Source organism: Leptospira ellinghausenii (assembly GCF_003114815.1).
In the GTDB taxonomy this organism is placed as follows: Bacteria; Spirochaetota; Leptospiria; order Leptospirales; family Leptospiraceae; genus Leptospira_A; species Leptospira_A ellinghausenii.
The window spans coordinates 967,867-983,869 of record NZ_BFAZ01000009.1 but is presented as its reverse complement, the minus strand read 5'-3'; the positions used below and the strand labels follow the sequence as shown (position 1 = coordinate 983,869).

At 37.3% G+C, this 16,003-nt stretch carries 16 protein-coding genes and 1 other RNA gene; 9 read left to right on the top strand and 8 right to left on the bottom strand.

Translation table 11 applies throughout. From position 1 onward, the window contains the following. The first annotated feature begins 18 nt into the window (after positions 1-18). Positions 19-3,087, top strand: a complete 3,069-nt coding sequence (locus tag DI076_RS13130) for a chitobiase/beta-hexosaminidase C-terminal domain-containing protein (protein WP_108960256.1) — start codon at positions 19-21, stop codon at positions 3,085-3,087. 238 nt (positions 3,088-3,325) lie between these two features. On the opposite strand, the gene DI076_RS13125 is transcribed toward DI076_RS13130, so the two are convergent. Then, on the bottom strand, positions 3,326-3,550 hold the full coding sequence (locus tag DI076_RS13125) for a hypothetical protein (protein ID WP_108960255.1): 225 nt from the start codon (positions 3,548-3,550) through the stop codon (positions 3,326-3,328). A gap of 385 nt (positions 3,551-3,935) precedes the next feature. Between DI076_RS13125 and DI076_RS13120 the strand changes: the two genes are divergently transcribed. Continuing rightward, on the top strand, positions 3,936-4,604 hold the full coding sequence (locus DI076_RS13120) for a DUF1554 domain-containing protein (RefSeq protein ID WP_108960254.1): 669 nt from the start codon (positions 3,936-3,938) through the stop codon (positions 4,602-4,604). Here the strand turns inward: DI076_RS13120 and DI076_RS13115 are convergent. Further along, positions 4,582-4,917, bottom strand: coding sequence for a hypothetical protein (locus DI076_RS13115; protein WP_245918422.1), 336 nt, complete (start codon positions 4,915-4,917; stop codon positions 4,582-4,584). The two genes, DI076_RS13120 and DI076_RS13115, sit on opposite strands and share 23 nt — an antisense overlap. Positions 4,918-5,318: 401 nt before the next feature. Then, positions 5,319-5,670: a transfer-messenger RNA gene (gene ssrA, locus DI076_RS13110) on the bottom strand. A gap of 97 nt (positions 5,671-5,767) precedes the next feature. Between ssrA and DI076_RS13105 the strand changes: the two genes are divergently transcribed. The 4 genes from DI076_RS13105 to DI076_RS13090 all read left to right on the top strand — a co-directional run bounded on the left by DI076_RS13105 (position 5,768) and on the right by DI076_RS13090 (position 8,854). Next, on the top strand, positions 5,768-6,913 hold the full coding sequence (locus DI076_RS13105) for an LIC13341 family surface-exposed protein (RefSeq protein ID WP_108960253.1): 1,146 nt from the start codon (positions 5,768-5,770) through the stop codon (positions 6,911-6,913). A gap of 7 nt (positions 6,914-6,920) precedes the next feature. After that, complete coding sequence (locus DI076_RS13100) at positions 6,921-7,577, top strand: FFLEELY motif protein (protein WP_108960252.1); 657 nt, start codon at positions 6,921-6,923, stop codon at positions 7,575-7,577. After that, positions 7,574-8,311, top strand: coding sequence for a flagellar motor protein MotB (locus DI076_RS13095; RefSeq protein ID WP_108960251.1), 738 nt, complete (start codon positions 7,574-7,576; stop codon positions 8,309-8,311). The genes DI076_RS13100 and DI076_RS13095 overlap by 4 nt, the downstream gene beginning before the upstream one ends. A gap of 102 nt (positions 8,312-8,413) precedes the next feature. Continuing rightward, positions 8,414-8,854, top strand: a complete 441-nt coding sequence (locus tag DI076_RS13090; protein WP_245918420.1) for an LA_2478/LA_2722/LA_4182 family protein — start codon at positions 8,414-8,416, stop codon at positions 8,852-8,854. A gap of 1 nt (position 8,855) precedes the next feature. Here the strand turns inward: DI076_RS13090 and DI076_RS13085 are convergent, their stop codons facing one another. The 3 genes from DI076_RS13085 to DI076_RS13075 all read right to left on the bottom strand — a co-directional run bounded on the left by DI076_RS13085 (position 8,856) and on the right by DI076_RS13075 (position 11,862). Then, entirely contained in the window at positions 8,856-10,199 is a 1,344-nt protein-coding gene (locus tag DI076_RS13085; RefSeq protein WP_108960250.1) for a PAS domain S-box protein, read from the bottom strand. A 161-nt stretch (positions 10,200-10,360) separates the two neighbouring features. Beyond that, the gene (locus DI076_RS13080) at positions 10,361-11,113 is read right to left on the bottom strand and encodes a tetratricopeptide repeat protein (RefSeq protein WP_108960249.1); all 753 of its coding nucleotides are present in this window, start codon (positions 11,111-11,113) and stop codon (positions 10,361-10,363) included. A 32-nt stretch (positions 11,114-11,145) separates the two neighbouring features. Continuing rightward, the gene (locus tag DI076_RS13075; RefSeq protein ID WP_108960248.1) at positions 11,146-11,862 is read right to left on the bottom strand and encodes an MIP/aquaporin family protein; all 717 of its coding nucleotides are present in this window, start codon (positions 11,860-11,862) and stop codon (positions 11,146-11,148) included. A 134-nt stretch (positions 11,863-11,996) separates the two neighbouring features. Between DI076_RS13075 and DI076_RS13070 the strand changes: the two genes are divergently transcribed. The 3 genes from DI076_RS13070 (at position 11,997) to DI076_RS13060 (ending at position 14,869) form a co-directional block, all read left to right on the top strand. Next, on the top strand, positions 11,997-13,289 hold the full coding sequence (locus DI076_RS13070) for a malic enzyme-like NAD(P)-binding protein (protein ID WP_108960247.1): 1,293 nt from the start codon (positions 11,997-11,999) through the stop codon (positions 13,287-13,289). Positions 13,290-13,442: 153 nt separating this feature from the next. Further along, positions 13,443-13,814 carry a phasin-related domain-containing protein gene (locus DI076_RS13065; protein WP_015677288.1) on the top strand — a complete coding sequence of 124 codons (372 nt, stop codon included), beginning with the start codon at positions 13,443-13,445 and terminating at the stop codon, positions 13,812-13,814. A 209-nt stretch (positions 13,815-14,023) separates the two neighbouring features. After that, positions 14,024-14,869 carry an LBF_0142 family lipoprotein gene (locus tag DI076_RS13060; protein ID WP_108960246.1) on the top strand — a complete coding sequence of 282 codons (846 nt, stop codon included), beginning with the start codon at positions 14,024-14,026 and terminating at the stop codon, positions 14,867-14,869. A gap of 112 nt (positions 14,870-14,981) precedes the next feature. Here DI076_RS13060 and DI076_RS13055 read toward each other — a convergent pair whose 3' ends face one another. Together DI076_RS13055 and DI076_RS13050 are read right to left on the bottom strand one after the other, a co-directional pair. Next, entirely contained in the window at positions 14,982-15,578 is a 597-nt protein-coding gene (locus DI076_RS13055; protein WP_108960245.1) for an energy transducer TonB, read from the bottom strand. Position 15,579: 1 nt separating this feature from the next. After that, entirely contained in the window at positions 15,580-16,002 is a 423-nt protein-coding gene (locus DI076_RS13050; RefSeq protein ID WP_108960244.1) for an ExbD/TolR family protein, read from the bottom strand. Between the last annotated feature and the right edge of the window lies 1 nt (position 16,003).

The window sequence follows — 16,003 nt, the reverse complement described above, 5'->3', positions numbered from 1 at the left end:
TTGAAAAAGGAATGAAAAATGAAACGAAAAATACTGACTGTACTACTTTTAGGGTTATCCTTATATCACTGTAATGGTTTTCTACTCCCGAAAGACAAACAAAACCAATCTTCCTTTTTAGCTTCTTTTTTAGGTCTTTTCATTGGTAATCCAGATACTTCTCGATCTGTTTCTGCTGAGGTCGGACCCAATGGTGGTACTTTGCAAGCATCAGATGGTAGTTTCTCATTTGAAATTCCAGCTGGGGCACTTGCAGAAACGAAAGTCATCACCATCAGTCGCAATGTGAATCCGAATGGATCGATTCCCACTGAATACAATTCCACAAGTCCTGTTTTTAAATTCGAACCAGAGGGATTAAAGTTTTTAAAGCCAGCTTACTTAAATATCAATTACGACCAAGGTAGACTACCTGAAGCTGGAATTGAAGAACGTAGTATTGGTATGTATTACGTAAAAGATGATTCGACTTTGGAAAAAATGAAGAAAGTTTCTGTGGATTATTCTTCTAACACGATAAAGGTGGAAGTTGTTCATTTTTCGTTTGGAGTTGGATTAAACATTCAAATTTGGCTAGTCTCAAGTGGAATTATAACCAATCCCAATCCAGTTTCGAATATAGCTAATAAGGTGATCGAGGAATTGGCAAATTATGCTGACTACGGATATGCAAGTGTTAGCGAGTATTACCAAGCGAACGCGGGTATTCTTGGACCTTTTATCAATCAGATAGTAGCAGTTTTGGGAACTGATCCGATTACAGCTGCTTTTCCTACTGCAGATTTTGATGGAGATGGTGCACCTAACTTTGAAGATCCGATGGTACCTTCACTTGGTCCCGTTATTACAGTGAATTCTATTTCCGCTCCCAATGTGAGTACGCTTTCTGGTTCAATCCTTTCGACAGAGATCCAATGGAAATCTTCGAAAACAGGGACATATTCCATTCGTAAAAATGCTGCCGATTGTAATTCAGGAACCGTTTTGTATTCAGGGAATGTGACAGCTAATGTAAACCAAACCTCAGGTTCGATTCTTGCGTCATCCTTAAACTTGGGTACCAATGCACTTCGCATTTGTGTGACAAGCAGTGGAGTAACAGGTTTTGGTGTTGCGTCTGTTAACCGAGATGACACAGTCCCTGGTGTTACAATTTTCCCTTCAGGTGGAAATTATGGTACAGTTCAATCGGTCGTTTTGAATTGTTCCGATGTAGGGGGTGCTGGTTGTTCTAAAGTAATTTATACAACAAATGGTACTACTCCATCCTTTGGTGCCAACTGTTCGGTAAATGCTGGTAGTGTATACACAACTTCAATCCCTACTCCAAACCAAACAACCACAACATTTAAAGTAAGAACTTGTGACCAAGCAGGGAACCAGTCTATTGTCTATAGTGAAACATATACAGTGGATACTGTTGTTCCAACGATCACTATCAATAGTGTTCTTCCTTCAACCCATTTAAAATCCGGACAAATAGCTACAATCAGTTGGAAGTCAGATAAAGAAGGAAACTACATTTTGAAACAAGGTACTTCTTGTGCTGCCGGAACTCCTCTCGTTGGAACGAATGTTTCGGGAACAGTGGCGGCCAATGAATCAGTTACTTCTGAAATTCCCGTTGCTTCACTTGGTGCGGAAGGGAATAAAACTGTATTGGTTTGTGTGGCTAATTTAATCGGAACAAATGGTTCATCTTCTGTTTCCTATATTGTCGATTTTGCAAGTCCAGTGATCACTTCTTCTGTTGCGAATGGAACGTATTCAGCACCACAGACACTCACCATCACTTGTGATGATGTACCTTCAGGTTGCCACGAGATCATTTATACAGTCAATGGATCTTCTCCATCTTTTGATTCCTCAGGTGCCATTCTGAATGGTCAATTGTATACAGGTTCGATCATCACACCTAACAATACTGTGTTGGAATATCGCTTTTTGGCAAAAGACCATGCAGGAAATGTTTCCGCGGAGCTTGTTCGAAATTTTACGATTGGGGAATTGATACCCAAGTTTACTTCGTTTGAAGTTCCTGGTGCTGCAATATCAACAACAATCAATGAGACAGCAAAAACCATTACGATATTAGTCAATAAAACAAATACGCCGGAATATAATGTAACGTATACTGTCGAAAATGCGAGTTCGGTTGTACTTACAAATTCTTTGCCTTCTCAGATTCCTTTTCAACAGAATGATTCTATTCCAGTGATTTGGGATTATTCAAGAAAATTAGTGAAAGAACTAACTCTTATGAGTCCCACTGGCAATTCAGTAAATTATAAGATTTTTACAATTGGATTTGATGTGAGAATTCATACGCCTCCTGCATCTAATTTATCCACTAAAACTTCAGCGAACATACAGATCAATGGTTGGTTTAGTGAAAATGTAAAATTTAGGATAGAATCAATACATGGTAATGTTGATTTAACTCAATGTGTAAGAATGCCTTATGGAGAAGAAATTCAATATCACATTTGTCACAATATTCCTTTATTTCCAAATCCCAATGGTTATTATTTAGATTTTGTTGTAACAGATGTAGCTCCGTACAAAAGTTATAAAGTTCAAAAAGCAACAAAACTAATTGGAACAAAAAACGGTGTTGGTTTTGAAAATGGTGAAATTCCTTATTGTATTTTGCATTATCCAACTTCGATGAATGTTCAAGTTGGGCCGACAGCGACAGAATCAAATTGGATCTACTCTAGAGTTTATTATCCAAATGTTACTAACAATTTAATTGATAATACTCTGATCACAGGCGAAATCGGATATGGACCTCAAGGTACGGATCCACGAACTAATGAAAGCTGGCTGTATTTTCCGATGACATTCAATCCCACTACGTTCATTGATAATACAAATAATTCGGAATATGCAGGAAAATTTAAATTCCAGCCATATACGAGTGTATCTACGCATTCCTATGTTGCAAGATTTTCAATCGATGGTGGTTTGAACTATACCTATTGTGATACCAATGGAAATGGATCAGACTATTTCACCTATGGTCAAATTTATCCAGAATTGCAATTTAGTCCTACTTTACTTGGCACATTAAATTTGACTCAATAAAAAAGTTAGATTCTAATCAAAAAACATTTCGAACTTATTTTTCCCCACCTGCTAATATTAGTGGGTGGTAGGGGTTTCATTTTTTTTATAATCTAGATCTAACCTTTGTAAAATTCGATTTCTTCAATGAGGAAAAGTAGTTTTTTTGAATCAGAGTTGATTCAAATCTTGCAACTTAGTAAATCGACTCACTGAATAAAATTTGAAATCCTTTAATCAATTTTGAAATTAGATGCTTTTACACCATTGGCTTAGAATAAAATTTCACAACAGTTGGTGATTTTCCGTTTAGTGACTGAGTGTAATCTTTTCGTATTTCTGTAATTTCACCTACCGTTGCTGTACCAAGCTCTAATGGTATCAGTTCCTCTTTGGCAGTTTGTAATCCCTTGCGCCAACAAAAAGATACCGATGATTGGTAAAAGTATTGTCCAACAGAATGGAATTGTACAAAAAATTCCAATCAGGGTCATCACATTCCCTGTGTATTGTGATTTGCACCAAGGGCATCGGATGATAAGATCAAATGGTATATTGGTTCCGTTCCCAATCAATCGATATCTTAAGAGAAATTGTCAAGAGTAGTTTTGTGGAAGTCTGAATCGATCGTAAACCTTTTTGATCTCGTTTACTCAACAATCGATTCTATCAAAAATAACGTATTTGATCTCATCTAACAATGAATAAATCATGAACAGTGATCGTAAGATGATTCTAAACAATTGTTGGTTTTAAATTTTGATTGTTTTGGAGTTTTGTTTCATTCCAAATTTTGTTTGGATTCAAAATGATTTTGTAAGGTATGATTTCTAAGTTGATTTGAATTCATAAGAGTTTATAATCAAAATATGCAGTATTTGATTTTGCTTTTGTTTTTCCTATTTTTCCAGTGCACACAGCCGGAACTTAATAATCCGAGTGATTTCCAATCCAATTCTTTTAAGGAAAATGAAACTCTTCTGTGTCTCACGGGGCAATTATCTGCTTGTAACCTCCCCGTACCTGTTTGTACTGAATGTAGATTTTACTCCACAAGTATAACCTATGTTGGGAATCGAAATGGAATTGCAGGTGCTGACGCCATTTGCATGAGTGATGCAAAAAAACCGCCACTTCCAAGTCGAGCCGTCTATAAAGCCTTTCTTGTGGATGATGTGAATCGTATTGCCTGTACAACTTCAAATTGTACGACAGGTGGAAATTCAGAACATAAAGATTGGATTTTAAAACCAAATACCTCTTATTATAGAACTGGAGACTCCCAAAAATTTGCGGTAACTGATAATTTTGGAATCTTTACTTCACAATTATTAGATGTTGATGTCAATGCACTATCAAACATACATACCGGTCTTGCAACTGGTGGTTGGACAACACGCACAAATAACCATTGTAATCGTTGGACGGATGGAACTGGTATAAACAATTCGGGTGTTGCAGCAACGGGCACATCAATTTTCACTTCAACTTTAGGGAGTTGTAATGCACTTTCCGTTATCTTATGTGTGGAACAATAGAATGAACGCTTACCTCAATAAAACTTTTCGCATAATTGGAGGAGGAGTTCACACGTCCAATCCCTAACGTCAATAGAGCATACAATTCAAGGGGACTTAGTTGCTTTCCTGCGAGTTGAGAGTAAAACAAAGCTAGTAATGGATCTATTGATTTAGGATTCACATCACCTTTTAACAGAGTATAAAGACCAAGTGCTTCCAAGTTATTTCCAGATGATAAATTCGACAAAAGGAAAACACGGTATGGGTCTGCATCAATGTTTCCATTAACGCATGTTTCAAACCAATCAATAAATAACCAGCATATTTTCACGTTAGGTTATCAACTCTAGTGACAAGGAACCTTTCTTTCATACACCAACAAACATGTAAATGCGTTAGCGTGATAACCATTGTGGAGGTGTTTGCTTCGAAAAGCACCCATGGATGGGTGCGGGCGCGAAATCTGGCCAAGGAAGGCCAGCTTGAGCGCGAGAAGCGAATACCGAAACCTATACCGAAACTTGGAGACGTTCGGTGAGTCGGTCTCCGTTGCCTTCCTCCAGGTCAGGCAACCTCCGACCCGTCCTGCTCGAGTTCTCAGGCATCCTGCCTTCGACAGAAACAGCTTCACGCTCCCTATGGGTCGCTACTGTTTCTGACTCTCGCAGTCGTTCGACTCACGTCGTAAATAGGTTGTTAGACGAATATAGATTTGTAATTATTTAAAATGAACTCTGGAGACGCCGGGAGTCGAACCCGGGTCCTATCGTCCTCAAATGCAGCTTCTACACGTTTAGTTTGCAAATCAATTTCGGAAAGACTTACCCTACAAACGGGGGACTCATTCCTATCCTACTTAGAGTTCAATTCGGTTCGAAGCGGGCAACAAATCCGAAAGGTCCTTAGAGAGGTGTCGGTTTCTAGGCCACCCAAGGAAACAGCCACCGAAACCGTAGAGCTTAAAATTAAGCTGCTAGAGCAAATTCGTTATTTGCAGTTATTGTTTTGAAGGTTTTTAAGAGGTCCCTCACCCCTACGTGCCACTGAATCCAAGCCAACAACAGTCGAAACCAATGTCGTCCCCATTTCTTAATACTTAGACGATGATAATCGTCTGGATTGTACCGAAAAGCAAAAAAGGTTGAATTGAGGTTTTAGTGTGCTGAAGTGTTTGTATCCTTATGAATTTTTCCCGTTCTTCCTACGATTCATTGTTTTTTGTCTTTTTTCTCCTGATTTTTTTTCCGTTTTGTTCCCAAAAGGAACACCCTTCTGAGAAGGAAATCCGTTTGGCTGTTTACGGAAAAGAAGAGGGGGATCCCATCCGTATCCTTGGTCAAAAACAAATCAATTTGGATGAAACGCAAGAAATGGAAACTCTTGTTTTGTTCCAATCTGGGCAAAGTGAAGTGGTGTCTGCATTTCGCAAAGAGGGGTCTAGTTGGTCCTTTTTATGGAAGTTAGAATTTTTTCTAAAAGATTTAGGGCCTATGTATTATGACGGCAAACAAAACAAGTGGTTAGCTGGATCCATTTCAGGAAAAGAAAAACCAACGTTTGCTGGTGATTGTTTGAGACGAATTGTCGTTGCAGAACTACCTGGAGATAATTTTAATTCTGTATTCATAGAAGTTTTGTCCGAGGAACCACCGTTAGGTTTATTTTCAGTTCCAATGGGATACCGCAAAGGCAAAAAAATTTGGGATGGTTACCAACTCAAAGAACATGAAGAATTGAAACGAAGCAAACGTGTTGAGTTTGAATACAGTGCTAAAGACAAGTCATTTCGAATTTTTCCAACCAATCCTAATTATTCACAAGAATTTGTGTTTAATGGATGGGAAATGATTGCAAACCTTCCAATGCAACCTGTTCCTTCTTTTGTATCCTTAGAAGTAGAGCCAAAGTTTGAAATAGGAAAAGAATCTCTTGTGACTTTACAACTTAAGAACAGGGGCAATTATGTGAGTTTAACGTATCTCTCTCTTTCCTTTCCCGATTCTGGATCTCTTCGATTGGCAAATGAAACACAAGGTGTTCGATTGTATAAAAAGGGAGATATTGTTTATAATGTGGTTCAAAATAAAAAAATCCCAGCGGAATATCCATTATTAGAAGTTACAAAGGAAGGATGGGCAAATAACTTTCGTTATGGTGTTAAATTCTACTATACTCCAAGTTCTACCGATACACCTCGAATTTTATTCCGTTCAACTTATAAGTTTTATCAAGAAATCATTTCGATTCCCAATCAATATTCAATCGCACCTTTTGAAAGAGACCAACAAGGTTTCCCATCTTACATTTTGAATGGGATGATAAATTAATTTTGAGATGAAATCAAATAAAATTACAGAGGAAATCTTAGTAGCGAGGCGAGAAATTGTTCGAGTCCAAGTGGAACGATTTCATTTGTTTTATACTGATTTTTTCCACAGAACAGAAACGATTGCTATGGCAAAGTTTTTCTTTGAAACAGTATATAATTTGGATGGTAAGGAAGAATGGGAAAACCTCGCATTCCAAACTTATGACAAAGTGAAAAACATGTTAAAAGAAGGTACTCGTGAAAGTATCGAACGATTGATGGAATTAAATTCAATTACAGATGAATTGGATATCCAAATGGCAAAACTTTTATTAGCAAAAGGTTGGGTTTATGGAAATGAAATTAGCCAAGACGAATACTTCCAATTGTTTTGCGAATTGGACAAACGAGATCTTCGAAAAAAACAATTAGAAGTGGTACTCTTCAATTTAAAAAAATTCTACGAACTTGCACATAAACCAGTTAGTGCTTATATCATCAAACCCGCTGCGATGATGTCAAAACTACTAGGTGTGTATCCCCTCTTTAAAAAAGTAGAACAAGGATATTATGCAACTTTGCCCGTGAATCAAATGTTATTCGACGAATTTTATGTTTTAGTCCAAGAGAAAGAGTGGGATTTTCTCTACAAAGCCTTTCCATCACTTAAAGAGGAATTATGAGAAGACGATCCCGTTTTGTTTCCAAACAAGAAGAACATGTAGAAGCTCACGATCGTTGGTTGTTAACTTATGCCGATATGATTACACTTTTATTGGGATTGTTCATTATTCTTTATGCAGTGAGTAAAGTTGATTCCAAACGATTGAACGAAGTGGCAAAAGACATCAAACGAGGATTCGGATTGAATGTAAGTTCCGTTGGTGCCCTTCTTGATGGTGGTTCAGGGATTTTAGAAGATGATACCATGGTTCCAAAATCGGAAGTATTTCGACTTTGGGAAAGAATTGGTTTTGCACTCAAAACTCTGAAAGAAAAGGCAAAATTAAAACTGGGCCTTGCCGAAACCGAAGAATTAAAACTAACATTCGCAGGTTCGGATCTTGCTTCGGATGACGTATTAAAGTCAGATCCCGATCTTAAGTTTGCCTTTGAACAGTTGGCAATTTTATCCAAAGGAATGGATATTGATATTGTTGTCCGTGTTCATATTCCTTACGAATCTCAAATTGATAAATCCAAATTCCAAAACTCTTGGGATTATCATTCCAATCGAGCTTCTTTACTCGCTGAAAAATTGGTAAACGAATACGGAATTCCTAAGGAACAAGTATCTGTGCAAGGTTATGCGATGTTTCAAAAATCTAAAACTTCCGATACACCTGAAAAAAAAGCGAATGAAGAACGAATCGAAATTTTAATTCGAAAAAAAGAAACAGCCGAGAATGCGAAATGATAGAAAATATTAACAAATTTTCTTTTCAATTTTAGAAAGAATTTAAGCATAGCAAAGCAGTTACAAATCATTTTGAATCAGAATCTTTACAGGCATAACACAATGAAACCAATCCTTTTCGCCACAAAATACCGAGTCAATTTGAAACAAGTTGCAAGTTTATGTTTGTTTTTTTTATTCTTGTTACTCTTTGTAACCTGTAAAAAAGAAAAAGGTATCAATCACATTGAATGGCAAAATGAATCCTTGGGTTTAACATCTGAACTATGTAAAAAATTTCGTGAGTGTTTCGATACGGAATGGAAATCAATTCCCGAAAATTTAAAAAAATTTACGGAAGGTCGATTGGAAGAATCAAACTGCCAAAAACGATTCCGTGAAAGTAATGCATACAAATTGATAGGTAATGATCCTAAGTTAATCCAATCTTCTTACGAAGAATGTCACAACTTGGTAATGGTCATGACTTGTTCGGAATTACAATCTGGAAAAATGGATTCCATCAATGCCTGTGTTACATTCCAACAAATTCAAAATCGATAATTTATATAACCTTATTTACTACTTTGTGGATGACTTCGTCAAGTTCATGAGCGCTTTCTAGTATCGATTGATAGCAAAAATCTGTTTCTTCACTATTCAATTTGTTATCTTCTAATAAAGAAATTAATCCCATTATTCTTGATAACGGTGATCTTATTACATGAGATTGGTACCAAGCAATGTCTCTGAGTTTCCTATTTTGTTCCTCTATTTTCGTATTTTTACTTTCAATACTAGTAACATCTTGGAAAACAAATATATAGCCTGATTTTTTTTGATTAACGATTAAAGTTGAACTTAAATTGATAGTATTAATCTGTTTATCTTTTCTAATTGCTTTAAATTTCTCTTGATCAAAGAAAATGTCTTTTAATCCCAAGTCAAGTTTGTCAACTTCGATTCTTCCATTTTCCGTTATCTCAATGTTTTGAATTATATTGGAAATATTTAAATCTAAAAGATCTTCGAGCGTATATCCTAATAATTTTTTTACATAAGAGTTAGCATACGAAATCTTTAATTTATCATCTGTTATTATAATTCCAACTGGTGCTAATTCAGTAATTTTTCGAAATCTTTCTTCGCTTTCAAGCAATGATCCTTCTAATCTTTTTTTGTCAGTTATATCTTTAGCAAATATAGATACACCAATTTGAATTTGGTTTCTATCATATACCGGATTGAACTTGGTCTGGTAAATTATGCTCTCCCCACTAAAGTTTTGATAAGGAATTTCGATCGAATTTTTTTCACCTTTGATAGCTTTATTATAATAATGATAAAATAGATTTGTCTCATCGGGTACGTATTCCCGAAAATCGTTTCCTATAAAAGTGTTTGCATTTGTGTTTTTTGTAAGCGTTTTGGCTCCGATTTCATTGATTGCTAGTATCTTATAATTTAAATCAAGTAAAGTAATTGATTCGTCAGTATTGTCTAAAATTGCTTTTAGTTTCTCTGAAAGATCAATAATTTTAAGTTCTGCTTCCTTTTCTGCCGTGATATCTTTTGCAGTAAGAGTAACTCCCAATAAATTGTTTTCTATATATACTGGTTGCATTTTATACTCAAACCATAAAGAAACGTTTTCATTTGAAGTATAATTTTGTGTGATAAATGGTTTTCCATTTATTGCGGATTCAAATGCTTGGAGATATAAATTTCGATTTTCTTCTATAACAAATTTAGGATAGTATAAATCTCCAACTTGTAATAGTATATTATGATATTTATAAAGAATATTCTGTATCGTTTGGTTAAAAGCAAGAACTTCATGATTTTTCCCCAATAGAACTATGTTTTCTGGGCTATTATCTAGAATTGCTCTAAAATATTGTTCGATCAAATTTCTTATTCTTCCTCAGTTGAGTATAATCTCAGTTGAATTTTAACAAAGTCAAGAATTCAATTCTAATATAGTGCCAGAATCTGCTATGAATTATGCGTAATTCTACTTATCTTAGATGCGCAAATGAATGATTTTTTTCTAAACTAAGAATTAGTAATTTATAATAAAAATTGTAACACATACTGATTATTGGGATCTAATTTTAACGTCTCACAAGCATAGAAATTGTTAGGTTCTTTTAGATTTAGGAAATAATAAGCTTCTGCTAAGTAACTCAATGCAGTTACATTATAGATCATGTTATTTGGATCATATTTTTTATTCGCAAAAGTGACAATATCTAACATTTTTCGGTTATAAAAAATGGATTTTGCATATTCGCCTTGGTCAAGGTATATCGAACTTATTTTCCAATACGCTTCCAAAAACCATACATCAATGATCACGAGATTAGGTGATCCATCTTCATTATAGGTTTCGTCTGCATCATTAATGGAAAGTAGAGTTTGGTATGCTGAAAAACTTTCCTTTTTCCGCTTCGCTGCATACAATGCCCTTGCGTATAAGTTCCATAAAAAAGGATTTCGTTTTTCGACTTTTAGAGTTGGTTCTAATATCATAATGACTTCATCGAATTTTTTTTCAGAATACAGTTGTTCTGCTTTTCTGAATTGGGATTCAAACAATGGAGAAACAACTTCAGGAAGGGCACTCATTGTCCCTGCTGTTTGTCCTGCTTCCAAACGATCTCCCACTTTCTGAGTAGAATCTAAATGGTTCATACGCACAACTTTTGCTGGAAAACTGGGACGAACTGTCTTTGTACAATCTAAACTTGGTTTTGATTCTTCTGATTGTACTTGGAAACTCAAGAGTAAGATGGAAGAGAGAATCAGGAGTTGTTTGATCATAATTATTTCCTACTGTGACTTACTTATCAGATTTAGATAATAAAATATCGAATCAGCAAAGCCGCAAGCCCGCCACCCACTAACGGAATCACTACGGGAAGCCATGCATATTTCCAACCTGAATTTCCTTTATTGGGTATGGGAAGAATTGTGTGAATGATCCTTGGGCCCAAGTCACGAGCAGGGTTTATCGCATACCCAGTGGTTCCTCCCATGGAAAGTCCGATGGCCCAAACAAGGAGAGCTACAAAACCCGTGCCAGCAATTCCATTTGCCCCGCCGTTTGCGGGAGAAAAGATCGCATGGATTCCAAGGATGAGAAGGAAGGTTCCAAACCCTTCACTGATCACATTGGAAAGAGTGTGTTTGATAGCAGGTTCTGTCGAAAAGACGGCCAAGATTTTCCCCGAGTCTTTTGTTTCTTTCCAATGGGGAAGGTAATGTAGATACACAAGAGAGGCTCCTAGGACAGCACCAGCGACTTGAGCGAGGCAATATGGCAAAAAGATCGAATAATCGCCCGACTGGATACAAACAGAAAGTGTTACCGCTGGATTTAAGTGGGCTCCGGGACTTCCGAGTGCTTTTGCCACAAGGACTCCAAAACAAACAGCCAATGCCCAAGCAGTGGTGATGGTAATCCAACCACCATCTTTGGCTTTGGATTTTTCTAATAAAACACCAGCGACAACTCCATCCCCTAATAAAATCAAAACAGCAGTTCCAAAAAATTCGCCAACCAGTTCCAAAATACCCTCCTCTTGCCAAAGGTAAGGACATAATCTAAAGGGACATAGAACCTCTGACAACCTTTTTTGGAAGTCCGTTCCCTCAATTTATTCTAGGATTTTCCATTGAATCATAAATCATGGGAAAATAGACCATGAAAAATCACGCGCTTGAGTATCACTCTAGGTTTCCAAAAGGAAAAACCAAAGTAGTTCCGACAAAACCAACGGAGAACAGTTATGACCTGTCACTCGCATACTCACCTGGTGTCGCATACCCTTGCCTTGAAATTGAAAAACAACCTGATCTCGTTTATGAATACACCAACCGCGGAAATTTAGTGGGGATCATCACCAATGGAACTGCCATTTTGGGTCTTGGCAATATTGGAGCTTCTGCTGGGAAACCAGTGATGGAAGGAAAAGCTGTCTTATTTAAAAAATTTGCAGGCATCGATGTGTTTGATATTGAAATCAACGAAACAGATCCTGAAAAATTCATTACCATTGTAAAGGCCCTCGAACCAACGTTTGGTGGGATCAATTTGGAAGACATCCGTGCTCCGGAATGTTTTCACATAGAAAAAACTTTAGATGAGAGTATGAAAATCCCTGTGTTCCATGATGACCAACATGGAACGGCAATTATTTCCACTGCGGCACTTCTCAATTCACTTGTGATCACTGGGAAAAAAGCAGAAAACTTAAAAGTTGTCATCAATGGTGCAGGGGCTGCGGCCATATCCATTGCTGAGATGTTAACTCATATTGGAGTGAGACATGAATCTATTTTTATGTTGGATTCTCGTGGTGTGATCAATCACAAACGTACCAATTTACATGAATCAAAACTTCCTTTTGTTCGTAACACAGAAGCAGAAACACTAGAAGACATTTTTCCTGGAACTGATCTATTCATTGGAGTTTCTGTTGCAAACGTTGTCACAGAGGCAATGGTGAAAACAATGGCTGAGAAACCTGTGATGTTTGCTCTTGCCAATCCAGACCCTGAAATTCCTTATCCAGATGCAAAACGTGCAAGACCAGACCTCATCATGGCAACGGGTCGCAGTGATTATCCTAACCAAGTGAATAACGTACTCGGATTTCCTTTTATCTTTCGTGGGGCACTTGATGTCCGTGCAAAAGTGGTAAACATGGAAATGAAACTAGCCGCTGCATATGCCCTCAGTGAACTCACAAAAATTCCTGTTCCTGTTGAAGTATGTGAAGCCTATAATGAAGTGGAAATTCGATTTGGGGAAGATTACATCATTCCAAAACCTTTAGATGAACGTGTGTTATACCATGTGGCACCTGCTGTTGCAGAAGCTGCTGTCAAAACTGGTGTCAACCAAGTGGAGTACCCTGGTAGGGAAGCATACGTGAAGTTTTTGGAATCCATCATGGCCCAACAAAAAGAACCCATCAGTGCTTTAGAAATCTAAACCCGCTGACTGTTTTCCTTTAGGGCCTCCTTCGGGATCCGAAAAAAATTTCAAAAAAACGATTTACCCTAGAAAAAGTACTTGTTTAAATTTGTGCAACGCACATAACTGTATTGTGCATTGCACAAATAGGTGAAAACCAGGAGCTAAATTATGGAAAAACAAATCATGGACATTCTCAACGCTGGAATCGGTCTTTTTCAATCTGGAAAAGAAGGTTTAGAAAAAGCAAAAACACAATTGGAATCTACTTACAATGAGTTAGTTTCTAAAGGTGCTTTGGACAATACTGAAGAATCAGTTAAGATCCGCCAATCTGTGGACAAAATCCTAACAGACATTAAAGAATTCTCTAGTGTTGCTGGAAAAAACTACGACGAAACTCGTTCTAAAATCGTAGAAAACTACAACAAAATTGCTGAAGAAATCAAAGCAAAAATGCCTGAAGGAAAAATTGAATCTGTAAAAGCAAAAATCAATGAAGTTGCAGAATCAATCAAAAAAACAGGTGCTGCAAAAGCATAATCATCATTTACAAAGAGAGGGTCGGATCTCCGGCCTTTTCTCTTCTTTCTTTTTCACCTCATTCTTTCCCCGATCACTTCCAACTGATTAACCATATCCAGTCTAACAATGTAAGATGCACATGAAATGTGAATGAACCTTTGTCATAAGGTTTACTTCCTTTCACTTTCCCTATTGACACCTTTCCTTTTATGATGCAAGTTACCCTTATGTTTCGTTCTAATGTTCTGATCCTATTTTCTCTCGCTTTATTTGTTTCTTGTGGCACAGCCGACTTAAGACCACCTCATTTGTCATATGACAAAGTGGATTTAGATCTGAAGAAGAAAGGACTAGCAGTTGTTACGAACCCACCCATCAAAGAATTAACCCCTGGTGATTGGAAACAATACAAACAAGTTCAATTTATCATCAAGGATGTTTGGCATTCTAACTTTGTTCGTTTTTTTACTCCCATCAAAGAGCCTGAAGTGAGGATGCGAGTGTATCTCGATTTTGAAGCAGATGCCATGCAGGTGGAGTTTCTTGGCGGAGAAAAAAAAGGTCTTATTTATGGATTAGAAAAAAAATCCACCTACCAAATCGCAGCTGACACAGGTAAGGTGTATAGTGATGATACGGAAGTTAGAATCTATTTAGAATCATTACGCCTTTATCTCACTTTGCCATGGCGATTAAAAGATTACTCTATCATCCAATATGCAGGCACAAAAGAGAAGTTAAATCAAAGTTACGAAGTTGTTTACTTTACATCGGTGCAGATGAATGCCAACCCTGATACAGATCAGTACGTAGGGTACTTTGAGAAAAAAAGTGGTGCTTTGGAATGGATGGAATTTACCTACCGTGAATTATTCAGTTTTTACCAAGGTGTTATAAAATATGGATTTTATGAACCATGGAACAACCAACAATACCCAAGAAGGATTTCCATCTTAGATAAATTTGAAGATGGAGATTTTGTTCATGAAATCCGAATCGAAAAAATCGAAATACCAGTAAAACCGATGGAAGAAGTGGATAAGGTGTTGGAATTACCGGAACCGGGGAAGTAAGTTCCTTAAACACGTTTGCGAAAGGGATCGTAGCGGAAATCCTGCATTCCTTGCAGATTGCAGCGTAGAGCCCGGTCCACCACTGGAACAGTGGTGGATTCGCCCCAATGATTTAGTTCAATGTAAATCGGATCGGAACCAGTACTTTTACAGTAATTGGTTTTCCTTCTAATACGGACGGGGAAAAACGTTTTCTGCGATAGACTTTAATCGCTTCCTCTTCCAATCCACCACCTAACTGTTTACCTACGGATCTAACACGAAGTACTTCACCTGTATTGGAGATGATCACTTCTAATGTCATGGTTCCCGTCACACCTAAAGCTTTTGCCTCAGAAGTATATTCGGGGCGCACATTCGGTGATAAATCAACTGGTGAGGTAGCACCAGAGACAATGGGATCAGAGGCTCCTGCGATTCGTGGGTCTTCCTTTTTTTCTTCTTTTTCTTTGTCAGTTAGATCAAAGTCACCGTCAGTTGGTTTGGAATCGGTTGTAGGTTCTTGGATTTGGACGTTGTCAATAAAGGCAACTTCTTCCACAAGATCATCCAAACTATCAGTTTCCAAATGAGGTGTGAACCAAAAAAGAATGATTAACGCCTGTATAACGGCAGATATTCCAAGACCCGTTTCCATACGGTAACGATCAATGAATCTATGGATTCTTTCTCGTTTGGATCTTTTTTGTGTAACAACTGTTCCGCTCACGTTACTTACCTTTTAATCCGCCACCTTGGGTGGTCTTGGTAACAAGAGAAACCTTTAAGGCACCAATCTCTCGGAGTGTTTCAAAAACATTGTCTAGCTCTTCATAGGTTAAGTCTTGGTCAGCATGGATCAAAACTTTCAGGTCAGGAGTAGTGGCAATCTTAGCTCTGATTTCACTCATCGCTTCGTTTAATTCCATCTTCACTGAATTGAAATAAACAGTTCTTTTTTCATCTGCCGTTAAGTAAAGATTGGCGATCTTTTTGTTTAACTGCTCTCCACCAGGAACGTCTGGTAAATTAATCGGAAGGTCAGGATCGGAATCTAGTACGGAGGTTACCATAAAGAACACGAGAAGTAAGAAGGCAATATCTGCCATCGAACTTACTGGAACTGAAGGTGCGACTCTCTTTCTTCGTAGCATA

Coding starts and splice junctions, on each gene's coding strand:
- DI076_RS13130 (WP_108960256.1), top strand. CDS start 19: ATGAAACGAAAAATACTGACTGTACTACTTTTAGGGTTATCCTTATAT.
- DI076_RS13120 (WP_108960254.1), top strand. CDS start 3,936: ATGCAGTATTTGATTTTGCTTTTGTTTTTCCTATTTTTCCAGTGCACA.
- DI076_RS13105 (WP_108960253.1), top strand. CDS start 5,768: ATGAATTTTTCCCGTTCTTCCTACGATTCATTGTTTTTTGTCTTTTTT.
- DI076_RS13100 (WP_108960252.1), top strand. CDS start 6,921: ATGAAATCAAATAAAATTACAGAGGAAATCTTAGTAGCGAGGCGAGAA.
- DI076_RS13095 (WP_108960251.1), top strand. CDS start 7,574: ATGAGAAGACGATCCCGTTTTGTTTCCAAACAAGAAGAACATGTAGAA.
- DI076_RS13090 (WP_245918420.1), top strand. CDS start 8,414: ATGAAACCAATCCTTTTCGCCACAAAATACCGAGTCAATTTGAAACAA.
- DI076_RS13080 (WP_108960249.1), bottom strand. CDS start 11,113: ATGATCAAACAACTCCTGATTCTCTCTTCCATCTTACTCTTGAGTTTC.
- DI076_RS13070 (WP_108960247.1), top strand. CDS start 11,997: ATGAAAAATCACGCGCTTGAGTATCACTCTAGGTTTCCAAAAGGAAAA.
- DI076_RS13065 (WP_015677288.1), top strand. CDS start 13,443: ATGGAAAAACAAATCATGGACATTCTCAACGCTGGAATCGGTCTTTTT.
- DI076_RS13060 (WP_108960246.1), top strand. CDS start 14,024: ATGTTTCGTTCTAATGTTCTGATCCTATTTTCTCTCGCTTTATTTGTT.
- DI076_RS13050 (WP_108960244.1), bottom strand. CDS start 16,002: ATGCTACGAAGAAAGAGAGTCGCACCTTCAGTTCCAGTAAGTTCGATG.